The sequence below is a fragment of the Neorhizobium galegae bv. orientalis str. HAMBI 540 genome (assembly GCF_000731315.1).
Classification (GTDB): Bacteria; Pseudomonadota; Alphaproteobacteria; order Rhizobiales; family Rhizobiaceae; genus Neorhizobium; species Neorhizobium galegae.
Map to the genome: position 1 here is coordinate 758,879 of NZ_HG938354.1, position 14,563 is coordinate 773,441.

Annotated in this window: 15 protein-coding genes; 12 read left to right on the plus strand and 3 right to left on the minus strand. The window is 61.0% G+C overall.

The features are described 5' to 3' along the window. Nucleotides 1–19: 19 nt before the first annotated feature. Nucleotides 20–1,105: an ABC transporter ATP-binding protein gene (locus tag RG540_RS26110; RefSeq protein ID WP_041364838.1), complete on the minus strand. Its 1,086-nt coding sequence runs from the start codon at nucleotides 1,103–1,105 to the stop codon at nucleotides 20–22. A 318-nt stretch (nucleotides 1,106–1,423) separates the two neighbouring features. Between RG540_RS26110 and RG540_RS26115 the strand changes: the two genes are divergently transcribed. From RG540_RS26115 to RG540_RS26140, 6 genes are read left to right on the plus strand one after another with little or no spacing between them, the layout of a single operon-like run. Then, nucleotides 1,424–2,200: an SDR family oxidoreductase gene (locus RG540_RS26115; protein WP_041364839.1), complete on the plus strand. Its 777-nt coding sequence runs from the start codon at nucleotides 1,424–1,426 to the stop codon at nucleotides 2,198–2,200. Between the two features lie 5 nt (nucleotides 2,201–2,205). After that, nucleotides 2,206–3,336 (plus strand): pyridoxal phosphate-dependent aminotransferase, encoded by a 1,131-nt coding sequence (locus RG540_RS26120; RefSeq protein WP_041364841.1) that lies wholly within the window; start codon nucleotides 2,206–2,208, stop codon nucleotides 3,334–3,336. A gap of 46 nt (nucleotides 3,337–3,382) precedes the next feature. Continuing rightward, nucleotides 3,383–4,261 (plus strand): alpha/beta fold hydrolase, encoded by an 879-nt coding sequence (locus tag RG540_RS26125; protein WP_041364843.1) that lies wholly within the window; start codon nucleotides 3,383–3,385, stop codon nucleotides 4,259–4,261. A gap of 4 nt (nucleotides 4,262–4,265) precedes the next feature. Next, the gene (locus tag RG540_RS26130; protein WP_041364845.1) at nucleotides 4,266–5,525 is read left to right on the plus strand and encodes a hydantoinase/carbamoylase family amidase; all 1,260 of its coding nucleotides are present in this window, start codon (nucleotides 4,266–4,268) and stop codon (nucleotides 5,523–5,525) included. Continuing rightward, nucleotides 5,522–6,451 carry a cupin domain-containing protein gene (locus tag RG540_RS26135; protein ID WP_041364847.1) on the plus strand — a complete coding sequence of 310 codons (930 nt, stop codon included), beginning with the start codon at nucleotides 5,522–5,524 and terminating at the stop codon, nucleotides 6,449–6,451. Before RG540_RS26130 ends, RG540_RS26135 begins: the two co-directional genes overlap by 4 nt. A gap of 1 nt (nucleotide 6,452) precedes the next feature. Continuing rightward, nucleotides 6,453–7,397, plus strand: coding sequence for a nucleoside hydrolase (locus tag RG540_RS26140; protein ID WP_041364849.1), 945 nt, complete (start codon nucleotides 6,453–6,455; stop codon nucleotides 7,395–7,397). A gap of 57 nt (nucleotides 7,398–7,454) precedes the next feature. On the opposite strand, the gene RG540_RS26145 is transcribed toward RG540_RS26140, so the two are convergent. Both RG540_RS26145 and RG540_RS31270 read right to left on the minus strand, forming a co-directional pair. Further along, entirely contained in the window at nucleotides 7,455–7,865 is a 411-nt protein-coding gene (locus RG540_RS26145) for a hypothetical protein (protein WP_041364850.1), read from the minus strand. After that, complete coding sequence (locus tag RG540_RS31270) at nucleotides 7,862–8,437, minus strand: hypothetical protein (protein ID WP_051909808.1); 576 nt, start codon at nucleotides 8,435–8,437, stop codon at nucleotides 7,862–7,864. The genes RG540_RS26145 and RG540_RS31270 overlap by 4 nt, the downstream gene beginning before the upstream one ends. A 396-nt stretch (nucleotides 8,438–8,833) precedes the next feature. On the opposite strand from RG540_RS31270, the gene RG540_RS26155 reads away from it, so the two are divergent. Genes RG540_RS26155 through RG540_RS26180 form a run of 6 tightly spaced genes read left to right on the plus strand, consistent with a single transcriptional unit; the run spans nucleotide 8,834 to nucleotide 14,497 of the window. After that, nucleotides 8,834–9,763, plus strand: a complete 930-nt coding sequence (locus RG540_RS26155) for an ABC transporter ATP-binding protein (protein ID WP_080725080.1) — start codon at nucleotides 8,834–8,836, stop codon at nucleotides 9,761–9,763. Between the two features lie 18 nt (nucleotides 9,764–9,781). Beyond that, nucleotides 9,782–10,552: a class II aldolase/adducin family protein gene (locus RG540_RS26160; RefSeq protein ID WP_244446769.1), complete on the plus strand. Its 771-nt coding sequence runs from the start codon at nucleotides 9,782–9,784 to the stop codon at nucleotides 10,550–10,552. A gap of 57 nt (nucleotides 10,553–10,609) precedes the next feature. Next, nucleotides 10,610–11,635 carry an ABC transporter substrate-binding protein gene (locus tag RG540_RS26165; RefSeq protein ID WP_041364852.1) on the plus strand — a complete coding sequence of 342 codons (1,026 nt, stop codon included), beginning with the start codon at nucleotides 10,610–10,612 and terminating at the stop codon, nucleotides 11,633–11,635. Continuing rightward, nucleotides 11,632–12,429, plus strand: a complete 798-nt coding sequence (locus RG540_RS26170; protein WP_041364854.1) for an ABC transporter permease — start codon at nucleotides 11,632–11,634, stop codon at nucleotides 12,427–12,429. The genes RG540_RS26165 and RG540_RS26170 overlap by 4 nt, the downstream gene beginning before the upstream one ends. Then, entirely contained in the window at nucleotides 12,426–13,187 is a 762-nt protein-coding gene (locus RG540_RS26175; protein WP_041364855.1) for an ABC transporter permease, read from the plus strand. The genes RG540_RS26170 and RG540_RS26175 overlap by 4 nt, the downstream gene beginning before the upstream one ends. Nucleotides 13,188–13,195: 8 nt before the next feature. Beyond that, nucleotides 13,196–14,497 carry an LLM class flavin-dependent oxidoreductase gene (locus RG540_RS26180; RefSeq protein WP_041364857.1) on the plus strand — a complete coding sequence of 434 codons (1,302 nt, stop codon included), beginning with the start codon at nucleotides 13,196–13,198 and terminating at the stop codon, nucleotides 14,495–14,497. Nucleotides 14,498–14,563 lie beyond the last annotated feature (66 nt).

Genomic DNA, 14,563 nt, shown 5'->3' on the forward strand with positions numbered 1-14,563 from the left:
TTTTATCCGGCGGCATTTTTCAGATGGCGCCGCCGGTATCGGGGTCGAAAAGCGACATGCGGTCATGCGCGATGCGGAGCGGCTGCTGACCTCCTTCGGGGAGCGCGTGCTGCGGCGCAAGCATGGCTGCGCAGGGCACGCCGGCAAGGGTGAAGTGAACCAGCGTCGTCGGTCCGAGCAACTCGGCCATGTCCACGGGAACCGAAAAGTCAGGCTCACCTTCGCCGGCCAGAAAGTGTTCCGGCCTCAACCCCACTTCGACGGTCTTCCCGACATACGGCAGAAGAGCATCTCTCCGGCCAACTGGTGACGGCAGTGTTGTATCGTTGAGTTTGAGCACGGGCTCCCCGCCTTCCAGCGCAACCTGTGCCGGCAGGAAATTCATCGAGGGGCTTCCGATGAAGCCGGCCACAAAGCGGGTGGCGGGACGTTCGTAGAGTTCCTGAGGCGTGCCCTGCTGCTCGATCTTGCCGTTGTTCAGCACCACGACGCGATCGGCGAGCGTCATTGCCTCGACCTGGTCGTGGGTTACGTAGACGGTGGTCGCCTTTAGGCGCTTGTGCAGCCGACGGATTTCCGTGCGCATCTGTCCGCGCAGTTTCGCATCCAGGTTGGAAAGCGGTTCGTCGAACAGGAAAACTGCCGGATCGCGAACCATGGCGCGCCCCATCGCGACACGCTGCCGCTGGCCGCCGGAAAGCTGCTTCGGTCGCCGGTTGAGCAGCGCGGAAATCTCCAGCATCTTGGCGGCTTCTTCGACCTTGCGGCGAATTTCGGTCTTGTCCACCTTTGCCAGACGCAGGCCAAAGCTCATGTTCTGGGCGACTGTCATATGTGGATAGAGCGCGTAGTTCTGGAAAACCATGGCGATGTCGCGCTCGCGCGGATCGAGCTCGTCCACGCGGCGATCGCCGATCCAGATCTCGCCGCTGCTGACCTCTTCCAGGCCGGCGATCATGCGCAGCGTCGTGGACTTGCCGCAGCCCGAGGGGCCGACAAGCACCACGAATTCGCCGCTGCAAATATGCAGGTCAAGTCCATCGATCGTGGTTGCCGAAGCACTCTCGTAGGTCTTGCCCACCTTTTTAAGCTGAACGTCTGCCATGCCGGCTTTGAGGCCTTTTGCTCTTGAAAATTCCAGAGACCTGTTGGTCCTGCCATCCGGACATTAAGGGACGGAACATGTATTCGTGCAAGAGGTAAATGTATACGAATATTATTTTTTTATCGAGCGGCCAAATTCGCCTATTTATTCGGCTGACTGCCTCTACATTTTGCTTATATTGGCGGCATATTGGAATAATGTGCCATTAATTCTTTTTCAAAGGTGGAAAATTTCAAACTTTGGCAAAAAATCCATGGACAGAGCGCAGAAATGGCGTATGCAAAAAAGAGGAATATGTATTCATCACAGGAGACGTAGGTGGAACTGAATCTTGCTGGCAAAACGGCCCTCATCACCGGAGCATCCCAGGGCATCGGCTACGCGATCGCCAAGGTTCTGGCCGCTGAAGGATGCCACCTCCACCTGGCCGCCCGCAACGGCGCGGCCATGCAGGCCCTTAAGAAGGAGCTCGCCCAGTACCCGGTCAACGTCACCGTGCACGAGGCGGACCTGGGTACGACCGAAGCCATGGTCGCGCTCGACAAGGCCTGTGGCGACTATGATATCCTGATGAACAACGCGGGTGATATCCCCGCCGGTTCGATCGAGGACGTCACCGACGAAGCCATCCGCCGCGGTTTCGATCTCAAGGTCTTCGGCTACATTACCCTTTCCCGCGAGTTCTGGAAGCGCCGCAAGGGCCGCGACGGTGTGATCATTAACGTCATCGGCAATTCCGGTGAAAATTGGGATGCCGCCTATTTTGCTGGCTCGACCGGTAACGCCGCTCTGATGAGCTTCACCAAGGCGCTCGGCGGCCGCAGCCTCGATCAGGGCATCCGCGTCATCGGCGTCAATCCCGGGCCGGTCGATACCGCGCGCATGTTCAAGATCATGAAGCGCAAGGCGATCGACATGCTCGGTGATGAGAGCCGTTGGAAAGAACTCTACGACAAATATCCGGGCAAGCGTCCGGCCACGGCCGAAGAAGTCGCCGATCTCTGCGCCTTCCTCGCCTCACCCAAGGCCGGCTACATCACCGGCACGGTCGTCACCATCGACGGCGGCATCGCCGCACGCGGTTCGGTGATCTGACGATCATGAGCGACGCGCGTATTCGGAACCGCTATTTCGACGACCTGTTCTCGACGCCGGATCTGGCGTGGATGGGACAGAACACCAACCACATCCCCGCGCATCCCGCCGTGCGCGAAGCAATGATCCGTTCCGTCGAGGCCGGCGAATTCAACGCCTACGCGCCGCCGATGGGCTTCGAGGCGCTGCGAGCAGGAATAGTCGCCGATCTCGGCGTCCTGTCCGCAGAAGCGCTGGTGACGGAAGGCGGCGTCAACGCTCTTGCGATGATCTGCAAGGCGCGCGCCAAGCCCGGCACGACGCTGGTGACGACGGACCCGACCTGGAAGTGGCCGTGCATGTTTGCCGAACAGGCCGGTGCCGAGGTCATCCAGATCCCGATCTACGATCCGGCGACCAAATACAAACTGACCCCGGATGCTCTGCGGGCCGCCGTCGATGACCGTTGCGCGCTCATCTATATCGTCGATCCCAACAATCCGCTCGGCATCCGCTACGACCGCGAGGAAATCGAGGCCTTTGCCGAGATCGCCCGTTCGGTCGGCGCCTTGATGATCCACGACTGCACCTACCGCGATTTCGCCGACGGCCACACGCCTGTCCTGCAGGTCGCGCCGGAAGGTACCGTCGTTTCGCTGAGCTTCTCCAAGTGGCTGGGGCTGGCAGGCATGCGCATCGGCGCGCTTGTCGCATCCCCCGCACTGGTCGACGAGTTTTCATCCACTTCGACCTCCGTGCTCGGTGCATCTGTCGTCGCGCAGCGCGCTGCGATAGTCGGACTTTCGGTCAAGGCCGAATGGATGAAGGACGTGCGCTCCATTGACCGTGCGAACAAGGCGATGATCGTCGCGGCCGCCGAAGCCGCCGGCATCACCGTGCCGGTTCAGCCGTCGCATGGCAATTTCCTCGTGCTGGAGACTGCGGCAACCGGCGTCTCGCCGGAAGCGATCGTTGAGGCTGCCCGCCGCGAGGGCGTGATGATCCGCCAGGGCCGCTACCACACGGCGCGTTTCGGCGACCGGTTCATCAAGGTCTCGACCTCGGTGCCGAGCGCGTGGGCCGAGCGCTTCTGCGAAGGCTTACCCGCTTATATCGCGACGGCGCGGACACTGAACGACGTGCCGGCCCTCTTCTAGGGGTCGGTCCCAAGAGCCAAGCATATTACAGGGGAGAAGCCGATTCATGTTCGTGACCAGCAAGGATGGCATCAAGCTCTACTACGAAACGGCAGGCGAGACCGGAACGCCGATCCTGTTCATCCACGAGTTCGGAGGCAATTATGACGCCTGGGAGCCGCAGATGAGCTTTTTTTCCCGGCGCAACCGATGCATCACCTATGCGGCCCGCGGGTATGCGCCGTCCGATATCCCGGCGGATGTCGAACAATATTCACAGGTGCTCGCCGCTGAAGACGCTCTCGCCGTGCTTGACGGTCTCGGTATCGAGAAGGCCCATATCGTTGGCCTATCGATGGGCGGTTTCGCGACGCTGCATTTCGGCCTTCGTTTTCCGGAGCGGGCGCTATCGCTGACGGTCGCCGGCGCCGGTTACGGCACGGAGCGCGCCACGGCCGATTATTTCCGCAATACGTCGCTGAAGGTGGCCGATAATTTCGAAAAGGATCCGGTCGGTTTCTCGAAGATCTATTCGCTCGGCGCAAGTCGCGTGCAGTTCCAAAACAAGGACCCGCGCGGCTGGGCAGCTTTCGCGGAGCGGTTGTCGCGGCACTCTGCCGTGGGCGCCGCCAACACCATGCGCGGCGTACAGTGCCGCCGGCCATCTTTCTGGGACCTGGAAGACGAACTGAAGAAGATGATGGTTCCGACCCTGATCATGTCGGGCGACGAGGACGATCATTGCCTCCAGCCGAGCATTTTCCTCAAGAAGACGCTTTCCGCCAGCGGCCTCGCGATCCTGCCGAAGACCGGCCATACGCTCAATCTCGAGGAGCCCGCTCTGTTCAATTCGCTGGTATCCGATTTTATCGCCCAGGTGGAAGCGGGTGCCTGGAACGTGCGCGATCCACGCGCCGATCCGGGACAGGTGATGCGGACGGAATAGCGCAATGACCGGCGTGGCCTCCATATCCCCGGAGCGGCTGTGGTCGCGGCTCATGGAACTCGGCAGGGATGGCGCCCTGCCCGAGAAGGGTGTCAACCGCCAGGCTCTCTCGGCCGAGGAAATTCTTAGCTGGCGGCGCATCATCGCATGGGGCGCCGAGGCAGGCTTGAAACCCTCCACGGACCCGGCCGGAAACCTTTTTCTGACACTCGAGGCTAAGTTTCCCCACCTGTCGCCCGTCGTCACTGGCAGTCATGTCGACAGCCAGCCGACGGGCGGTCTTTTTGATGGGGTATTCGGCACGCTGGCGGCGCTCGAAGCCGTAACGGCTATAGCTGAGGCGGGCATGATACCGGACCGGCCGATCACGGTTGTCGCCTGGATGAACGAAGAGGGGAGCCGGTTTGCGCCCGGAATGATGGGGTCCGAGCTTTTCGCGGGCAAGCGAACGATGGATGAGATCATGGTGGTCAAGGACGCCGCCGGCATCTCCGTCGCCGAGGCGCTGGCCGCTGTGCATGCCGCCTTTCCGGATATAGAGCATCGGCCGCTCGGTTTTCCCGTCCACGCCTATATCGAACCGCATATCGAGCAGTCGGACGTGCTCGAACGCGCCGGTGCGGTAATCGGCGTGGTCTCCGGCATTCAGGGCAAGAAGACCTACGAGATCATCATATCCGGACGCGAAGCGCATGCCGGCACCGAGCCGATGGAGCGCCGCCAGGACGCGTTGCAGGCGTTTGTGCGCATGGCGTTGCGCATGCAGCAAGACATGGCGATTGACGACGTGGTGAAATTCACTATCGGCCGGCTGGAAATCCAACCCAACGCGCCATCGGTCGTGCCCTCCAGCGCAGTCTTCCGCATCGATCTCCGGCATCCGGACAATGCTGTGCTCGACCGGCTCGGCCTGCGCCTGGAGGCGATCGTTACCGAAGAGGCGCATCCCTGCAGCTTCCATATCAAACGCCTGGTCGATGCCCCCTCGAACACGTTCGACGAGGGGCTTCAGTCAGCGATACGCCATTCCGCCGGCCGCCATGGCTATTCTGCGCTCGATTTGCTTTCGGCGGCAGGGCATGATGCTCGACAGATGGCGCCGCTTGCTCCGAGTGCGATGATCTTTATCCCCTGTCGCGCTGGCCTCAGCCATCATCCCGACGAGTGGGCCGAACCGGAACACGTTGCGGCCGGCGCGGCTGTTCTTCTCGACCTGCTCTTGGAACAGACAGGTCTTTCACAGAAATATGGAGACGCATCATGAGCACCGTCAACGACATGGCCGAAATGCCGGTCCAGCTGCCTCGCAATCCAGCCAATGCTGCCGAGGCGCGCAGCCGCTATTTCAACTCCGGCAATGCCTTCAACATCAAGCTTCCGCCGGTGCCGGGCAGAATCTTCACCGACGAACCGACCAGCGCTTTCGCGCTTGAAAAGACCGGTTTCATCAACTGCGATCTGTCCGCGGAAATGCAGTGCCCCTTTCCGGCGACAACCCCGTTGATGCTGGCCCGCTATGCGGTGATCAAGTCCGGCGAAGGCCTGGATACGACGCTCACCAATACCGCGTCGATCTGGTACGCCATTAAGGGTAAGGCCACTCTCGTCGTAGGTGACGAAAATGCTGTTCTGGGCAAGGCAGATGTCTTCCTTCTTCCCGGCGGCGTGCCTTCTGCCATCACTGCGAGCGAGGACAGCATCTTCTGGCTGGTGGGCAATGATCCGCAGCTGATGTTCGACGCGTCGGCGCCGATCATCGGCGACAATGCGGCCGTCAGCTTCGTGCACTACCCGGCAGGCGAGATCAGCCATCAGCTCGACGTGGTTTATGGGACCAACGCCAATGCCAGCACATCCGGCCATGCGCTGATCTTTTCGGCCGAAAAGACGCAAGCAAGCCGCAATATCGCGACGACGATGACCCTGTCGCTGAACACGCTGAAGCCGCGGAGTTTCCAGCCGCCGCACAAGCATAACTCCGCTGCGATCACGCTGGTGGTCAACGGTGATCCGGCCTATTCGATGGTGGCGGATGCCAAATGCGCGTGGTCTCCATGGGCGACGCTGGTGACACCTCCGGCTGCCAAGCATAGCCACCACAATGACGGTGATACCCGGGCCGAATTCCTGATCGTTCAGGACGGTGGTTTCCACTATCATGCCCGCACCATGGGCTTCGAGTTCTACTGATATGCGGCTGATCATAGACACCGATACGGCGGGAGACGACACCTATTCGCTCCTGCTCGCCATGCGCACGCCCGGCTCGACGCTGGAGGCGGTGACTATCTGCGTCGGTAACGTGCCCTTCGACCAGCAGGTTGAAAACGCTCTGGCGACCATCGAGGCGGCCGGTTTCTCCGGAAAGGTGCCGGTCTATCTCGGTGCCCGCCGCCCCATGGTGAAGCCCTGGGAAGCATCCACCATGCACGGCAACGATGGAATGAGCGGCGTTGACCTGCCGATCGCCCGTCAGCGGCCGGAAACCATGCATGCGGTTGATGCCATCATCGAACGGGTGATGGCTGAGCCGGGCGAGATCGATATCCTGGCCCAGGCGCCGCTCACCAATATCGCGATGGCGGTCATGAAGGAGCCGCGGATTGCCAAGGCGGTGCGCCACCTCTGGATCATGGGCGGCACCGACAATGCGGTCGGCAACATCACGCCCTGCGCCGAATACAATTTCTTCATCGATCCGGAAGCCGCGCGCATCGTCTTCGAGGCGGGTTTCGACATCACGCTCTCCACCTGGACGCTGACCATGCGCTCGGGCCTTTTCGAAGCTGACCAATTGAACGAGATTTTCGCGATGAAGACCCCGCTTTCGGAGTTCTACCGGAAGGTTTCCGCCGTTCCGCGCGAAACGGCGGAAACGCGTTACGGCCGGCCGGTCAGCACCCACCCGGACTCGCTGACCTGCGCCTGCGCGCTCAATCCGGACCTGATCGAATCTTCGCGCGAGGCGGTGGTGCGCATCGAGACCGCCGGCGAAATTACCCGTGGTTTTTCCGCAATTCACCCGCCGAAGCTCGGCACCCGCTGGCCGGAGTTCAAGGTCAATGCCCGCGTCATCGAACAGGCGTCGACCGACGGCTTTCTCAAGATGATGAAACAGGCATTCGCCGAAAACTGAAGGCTTTCGGTTTCGGCGGGAGCGATCCCGCCGAATCTTTTTATGTTGCCGCGTGGTTCAGGCGGCTGGCGCCAAGGCTCCGTCGAGCGCGTCGGCATCGGCCGCCGTGGCATTCGATCGGATGGTGACGATCGGCGGCATGTCCTTGCCGACCTTCCTGAAGCAGGCCGCCATCGCATCCAGCCAGAGGCCCTGTTGCGGCAAATCTTCCACGGCAGCGATCACCACGTTATAACCGTTCTTGCGGTAGTCGATGAGGTCACCCACGGAAACCTCGATCAGCCTTTCGCAGCTTTCCAGTCTTGCCACATGCGGTGGCATCTTCATGATGCCCCAGCCGCGCTCCACCAGCGCATCCATGAAATCGGTCGGTGGTGCCTGTCGTTTGCCATAGAGTGCAGAGCCGGGATTGACGACGAAATCGGCGATGACCGCAATACGGCGGCTTCTCAGGTCTTCCCGGATCACGCGGCGTTCTCCTTGCCTTCGGTCAGAAACTGGTCGAGTTCGACCATCGCCTTTTGGAGATCGAAATCCTGCGCATCCATCGCGACGCCCGTCGCGCGGGGAAATGCAAGACCGCGTTCCTCGAACTCGAATTTCAGCTCTTCCATCCAGATGCCCATGCCGGGTCGGCGATCGCTCCCCCCGTGGACGGCGCCCTCCGGTCGGCCACCCCAGGATGCCTTGGTGCTGGTCAGACGGACGCCGCTTGACGGACTGCCGTCCAGGCCGATGATGACGACGTCGTAGCCGGCATCCTGATGCAGCATCACGAGATCCACGACACTCTTTGCCAGGTTGCGGCAGTGGTGCCGGTAACCGGGTGTGTCGTACTGCTCGCGGGATGCCCACCACCGGACGGCTCCCATATGGCTCATCTCCGGACACGGCAATTGTTGGAGCTCGAAGCCGTTCTTGACCAAACGCTCGACCAGTGGAGAAAACACGCCGGCGCATTTGGCGAATTCGCTGACCTTGGCATTCTGGTTCATGAGACAGTGCGCCACATAGGCCACACGTCTTGGTTCGTCCTGCATGATGTGGTTCTCCCGATGTTTTGAGCTGCCCGATAATAATTCATGCCGCGCCGGCTTGCCGCGGCATGTTGGTGGGGTGTCGATGCAATCGCCATGCCACTATCCTTATGCCTGGTCGCTTCCAGTAAGCGGAACGCCGTGCCGGAATGCCTCCCCGCAAATTGCCGCAATAGCGGTCATTCTGCGTCCAAAATATGCGTGTTCTGTATTCATATTTCTGATTATTGGATATTTTGGCTTCGATTTATCTCATGATAACATCTGGCACGCCCGATATCGCCGGAAAAACCCCACGATTGAAGGCATTTTTCTTCGAGGCAGAAAGAAAATGTATTTGGCACGGTGCTTGCTTGCATCCTTAATGGTGATAATTGCATGCAAGGAGATGCCTACTCGATGACCGACATGTCGATCGCTTGGAGTGAGGACTACGCATGGGGGCTGAATCCGGGAGCGCGCGGTCTCGCGGGCCTGTTGAGGCCGGTAAAGACCAAAGCCCTTGCAGCACCCGCTGTGGAGCCAGCCTGGACCGCATCGGGTGACAAGCCGCTCATCGAACTCCGCAAGGTGTCCAAGAGTTTTGGCCCTGTCATGGCGCTGGAGAACCTGGAGGCAACCATCCTTCCGGGTGAGCTGGTGACGGTGGTCGGCCCTTCCGGCTGCGGCAAGAGTACTCTTTTCAACATCCTCGCCGGCCTGGAAGAGCCGGATCCGGGCAATATCCTGCGTTTCCGCGGCAAGAGTTCCACGGCCTCGGAACTGCTCGGACGGATTTCCTTCATGCCGCAAAGGGACCTGTTGCTGCCATGGCGAAACGTCATCGACAACGCAATCCTGGCGCTGGAGATCGAAGGCATGCCGAGGGCGCAGGCCCGGGCGGAGGCGCTAAAGATGCTGCCGGAATTCGGGCTTGCCGGGTTTGAAAAGCAATATCCCAACCAGCTTTCGGGCGGCATGCGCCAGCGCGTGGCTCTGATGCGCACTTTTCTCTTCAAGCGGGATCTCATGCTGCTCGATGAACCGTTCGGCGCGCTGGACGCCCTGACGCGGACGATGATGCAGCGCTGGCTGCTCGACGTTTGGCAGAAACACCGGCGCACCGTGCTCTTCATCACCCACGACGTCGACGAGGCGATCTTCCTCGGCGACCGCGTGCTTGTCATGACCGCCCGGCCGGGCAAGGTGAAGCTTGAACAAAAGATCGACCTGCCGCGCCCCCGCAAGGCCGACATTGTCACGTCGCCCGAATTCATCGGGTTGAAGAAGACACTTCTCGACGCCATCGAGGAGGAAAGCATGAAGTCGTTCATGACTTCGGGACATTAGAATATGAGAGGAAACACGGTGGCCAGTGAATATTCCGAACGTCCCGCCCACATTCCCGAAGCCGAGTGGAAGGCGCGCGTCGATCTCGCCGCTTGCTACCGCATGGTCGCACGGCTGGGCCTGGATGACCTGATCTACAACCACATTTCAATGCGCGTACCGGGGCATGACGATCAGTTCCTGCTCAACCCCTACGGTTTCCTGTTTGGCGAGATAACTGCCTCCAGCCTTGTGCGCATCGATATCGACGGCAACAAGCTCGACGACACGCCCTATACGATCAACAAAGCCGCTTTCGTCATTCATGGCGCCATCCACAAGGCCGTGCATGATGCAGCCTGCGTTCTCCACACCCATTCCGATGCCAGCACGGCGATCTCCTGCCAGAAGGACGGACTTCTGCCACTGTCGCAGTTCGCGATGCGCTTCTACCGACGCCAGGCCTTCCATGACTACGAAGGTGTGGCGATCGACATGGACGAACAGACCCGCCTCATCGCCGACATGGGCGACAACCGGGTGATGCTGATGCGCAACCATGGCATCATGACGCTCGGTCGCACGCCGGGCGAAGCCTTCATGCTGCTTTATTATTTCGAGCGCGCCGCGCGCATTCAGCTCGATCTGCAGGCTTCCGGCGCCGAGCTTCTGACCCCGCCGCACGAGGTCTGCGAAAAAGCGGCACGTCAGTTCTGGGAGAACAAGGGTGACATCCTGATTGCGGGGGAACGGGAATGGCCCGCCTTCCTTCGCCAGCTCGAACGGGAGGGATCGGATTACCGCCGATAGTCGGGAGGAGAACGACTAACGCTACCATAACCAACCAGAAATCGACAGAGAGGGACCATGCTTAAAAAACGACAGCTTCTGGCGGCGCTTGCCGCAACGTTCATCGGCATTCAGGGCTTGGGCTACTGCGCAACCCCGGCCGCTGCCCAGCAGGCAGTCAACGCCAGCCTGCGTCTCAAATGGTTGACCCAGGCTCAGTTCGCCGGTTTCTACGTCGCGCTGGAGAAGGGGTATTACAAGGATGAGGGCATCAACCTTACCATCAACCCCGGTGGCCCCAATCTGTTGACGGAAAACCTGGTGGCGACCGGGGCCGACACGTTCGGCCTTTCGGGCGGCACCGACAGCGTCTTTAGCGCACGCGACAAGGGCCTGCCGATCGTCTGCATCGGTGTTGCCCATCAGGTGACGCCGTTCGTCTTCGTGACCTACAAGGACGGCCCGGTCAAAACCGTCCAGGATTTCAAAGGCAAGAAGGTGACGGCATGGTTCACCGGCGCAAACCACGTGCTCTCGGCCATGTTGGCAAAAGCGGGCATCAAGGCCGGCGAAGTCGATATACAGCCGCAGCAGGTCTCGATGACGCCGTTCATCGACAAGCAGGTCGATGTCGCGACCGCAACCCGCTACAACGAGCTGCAGATCGTCGCACAGCGCGCCGGCATGGATAACCTGCGGATCTTCGTGCCCGAAGATAGCGGCGTTTCTTTCCCGCGAGACACATTGATCGTGTCGGAACAGACCGCCAAGGAAAAGCCGGAACTGGTCGAGAAATTCCTGCGCGCCAGCATCAAGGGATGGAAATACGCCCTGACCAACGAAAAAGAAGCGATCGACATCGTCATGAAGGTGGCGCCGACTCTCGACCGCGCGCAGCAGGAAGTCATGCTGTCCGAGATCAAGAAGCTGATGGTCGCCGGCAAGGGCGGCACGGATGGCCTCTTCGCCATTGACAAAACAGCCGTCGGCTCTGCCAACAGCCTGCTCGCCGAATACAAGGTGATCTCCAAGCCCGTCGATCTCGACGCCGCGTTCAACGACAGCTTCCTGTCGAAGATCCCGGTCGCGGAAAAGCGCCTATGAGCCTCTCCGGCCTGTCCGGCGCATCCCTGTCCGCCGTAAAGGCGGGCAGATTTGTCTCGATCCTGAAGTCCCTGATCCGGATCGCCGCATTTCTGCTGATGGTGGAGCTGATCGTCGTGGCGTTGGGAATCAGACCCTATTACCTGCCACGGCCGAGCGCGATTGCGGCCGCGTTTCTGGCCACGCCGCAGGCTTATCTGCTGAGCATGTGGCGTACCCTGCTGGAAACCCTCATAGGCTTCCTCGCCGGCAGCCTGTTCGGCGTCGCCATGGGCGTGCTCTTTCATCGCTGGACTATCCTCCGCGAGCTGTTTTTCCCCCTCTTCGTGGTGTCCCAGACCATACCGGTGATCGCCTTCGGTGCGGTCGTCGTCCTTTGGTTCGGCAATACGCTGCTCGCCAAGGCCGTCATTTCCTTCTACATCAGCTTCCTGCCGGTCACGGTGAATGCCATTCTCGGCTTCGCGACGGTCGACCCGCGCCAGGTCGCGCTGCTGCGCAGCTTCGGGGCAAAAGAAGGCCAGATATTGCGCCGTCTCTACCTTCCGGCCGCGCTGCCGCAGATCTTCGTTGCCCTCAAGCTTGCCTCCTCGCTATCGCTGATCGGAGCCATCGTCGGCGAATGGTTCGGCGATACGACCGGCCTCGGTGTACTGCTGCTGCAGGCCATGTACAACGAAAACGTCGTCGGAATATGGGTCACCATCGTCGCCTCCGCCTGCCTGGGGATCGGCCTTTACGCTGCAGTCTCCGAGGCGGAACGGCGGATCGTCTTCTGGGGAGCGGAACAATGAGCCCCGTCACCGCAAGCAGTAACGCGCGCCGCATCAGCCGGGGTTTTGCCGGTGCATTCCTCCTTGCCGCAATCTGGGAACTGAGCGTCCGCGGGTTCAACCTGCCGGCCTATGTCCTGCCTTCCGTAAGCAGCATTATTGCCGGCATGTTCGCCGATGCGGGCAAGCTCGTTGCCGCCGCGCGCTTCACCGCAGCCGAAGCTCTCGCCGGTTATCTTCTGGGTTGCATCATCGGCATTGCCGCAGCCATCGCCGTCAGCATGGTCCCCCGCAGCCGCAGCACCGTGATGTCGGTTGCGACCGCCGTCAATTCCGTGCCGGTCGTCGCCTATTCGCCGCTTGTCCTGCTCTGGTTCGGCATCGGCATGACGTCCAAGATCGTCATGGTCGCCGTCGCGGTCAGCTTCACAATCTTCCTGAGCACCATCGCAGGGCTCGATCGCGTCGATCGGAAGTCGGTCGATCTGGTCCGCTCGTTCGGGGCAGGCCGCATGGCGGTGCTCTGGCGGCTCAGGCTCCCGACAGCGTTGCCGCTGATTATCGCCGGTATGCGGGTCTCCACCGTCCGCAGCGTCATCGTCGCCATCGTCACGGAAATGCTGGGCGCTTATGGTGGTCTTGGCTGGGTAATCTACCAGGCCGTGCTGCAGATCGATTTCGTGCAGGTCTGGGCGGCCATCATCGTCGCGTCGGCGATCAGCCTCTGCTTCTTTGGTGTGATCAGCTTCATCGAGCAGCGTTACATTTTCTGGAGATGACCAATCTTATGACGCGCAGCATTCACTTCGGACTCTTTCTCCTTGGGACCGGCAGCCACGTAGCCGGATGGCGGGTACCGGGGGCGATAGACAGCTTTCAGGATATCGAGATGGTACGGCGCATTGCCATGGAGGCAGAGCGCGGGCTGTTCGACCTGATCTTCATGGGCGACAACCTCAATGCGGATCCGGGGGCCCACCCCTCGTACACGGCACGGCTCGAGCCGCTGACGCTGCTGGCGGCGATTGCCGGCGCGACGCGCCATATCGGTCTCGGTGCCACGATGTCGACGACCTACAGCGATCCGTTCACGGTGGCCCGCGCATTTGCTTCACTCGACCATATCAGCGGTGGCCGCGCCGCCTGGAATGCGGTCACCACGGCCAATCCGGCGGCGGCGGCCAACTTCGGAACGATCCATCCGGACCATTCCAAACGTTACGAGATCGCCGAGGAATTCCTGGCCGTGGTTCGCGGGCTGTGGGACTGTTGGGCCGATGATGCGATCCTCGCCGACCGGCAGAGCGGGGTCTATATCGACGCCGCAAAAGTCCGCGCGCTCGATCACGACGGCACCCATTTCAAGGTCAAGGGACCGATCAACATCAGCCGCTCGCCCCAGGGGCAGCCGATCATCCTGCAGGCCGGCGGCTCCGGTCCGGGACAGGAACTCGCGGCCAAGTCCGCCGATGTCGTCTTCTCCGTCACCCAGGATCTCGATGAGGCGCGCTCCTTCTACGCCTCCGTCAAAGGGCGGCTTGCCAAATATGGCCGAACCGCGGACTCCATGATCGTCTTGCCGGGTGTGATGCCAATCATCGGGCGCACCGAACGCGAGGCCCACGACAAGCTCGCGGAACTGCAGGAGTACATCAGCGAGACCAACGGGCTTTCCATTCTGAGCGACCGCTTCGGCGTGGACATGAGCCAATTCGACCTCGATGGACCGATCCCGGATATCGGCCCGTCAGACAATTATCATGCCTTTGCGCGGGTCATGCTGGACAAGGCAAGGCGGGAAAACATGCGCCTGCGGGATCTCTACAATCTGGTCGCTGCGGCACGCGGCCACTGGGTTCTCTGCGGCACGCCGGACTATGTGGCGGATACGCTGGAGACGTGGTTCACGACGGGTGCGGCGGATGGCTTCAACATCATGCCGTCCCACTTCCTGGGCGGGTTGACGGATTTCGTCGATATGGTCGTGCCGATCCTGCAGCAGCGTGGGCTCTACCGCACGGAATACGAGGGCACGACGCTGCGCGACCGCGTGGGTCTAGCAAGGCCGGTGCGTGCCGGGAGCGCGTAATGTGTTTTCGTCCGGACCGACGAGTAGATTGCTGGCTTGTCCTTGGTCTCTGGTTCGGGGACGGAA

Bases quoted from the DNA above. Each gene is read 5' to 3' on its own strand.
- RG540_RS26125 (WP_041364843.1), top strand. From the start codon at position 3,383: ATGTTCGTGACCAGCAAGGATGGCATCAAGCTCTACTACGAAACGGCA.
- RG540_RS26155 (WP_080725080.1), top strand. From the start codon at position 8,834: ATGACCGACATGTCGATCGCTTGGAGTGAGGACTACGCATGGGGGCTG.
- RG540_RS31270 (WP_051909808.1), bottom strand. From the start codon at position 8,437: ATGCAGGACGAACCAAGACGTGTGGCCTATGTGGCGCACTGTCTCATG.
- RG540_RS26170 (WP_041364854.1), top strand. From the start codon at position 11,632: ATGAGCCTCTCCGGCCTGTCCGGCGCATCCCTGTCCGCCGTAAAGGCG.
- RG540_RS26140 (WP_041364849.1), top strand. From the start codon at position 6,453: ATGCGGCTGATCATAGACACCGATACGGCGGGAGACGACACCTATTCG.
- RG540_RS26180 (WP_041364857.1), top strand. From the start codon at position 13,196: ATGACGCGCAGCATTCACTTCGGACTCTTTCTCCTTGGGACCGGCAGC.
- RG540_RS26110 (WP_041364838.1), bottom strand. From the start codon at position 1,105: ATGGCAGACGTTCAGCTTAAAAAGGTGGGCAAGACCTACGAGAGTGCT.
- RG540_RS26120 (WP_041364841.1), top strand. From the start codon at position 2,206: ATGAGCGACGCGCGTATTCGGAACCGCTATTTCGACGACCTGTTCTCG.
- RG540_RS26165 (WP_041364852.1), top strand. From the start codon at position 10,610: ATGCTTAAAAAACGACAGCTTCTGGCGGCGCTTGCCGCAACGTTCATC.
- RG540_RS26130 (WP_041364845.1), top strand. From the start codon at position 4,266: ATGACCGGCGTGGCCTCCATATCCCCGGAGCGGCTGTGGTCGCGGCTC.
- RG540_RS26135 (WP_041364847.1), top strand. From the start codon at position 5,522: ATGAGCACCGTCAACGACATGGCCGAAATGCCGGTCCAGCTGCCTCGC.
- RG540_RS26175 (WP_041364855.1), top strand. From the start codon at position 12,426: ATGAGCCCCGTCACCGCAAGCAGTAACGCGCGCCGCATCAGCCGGGGT.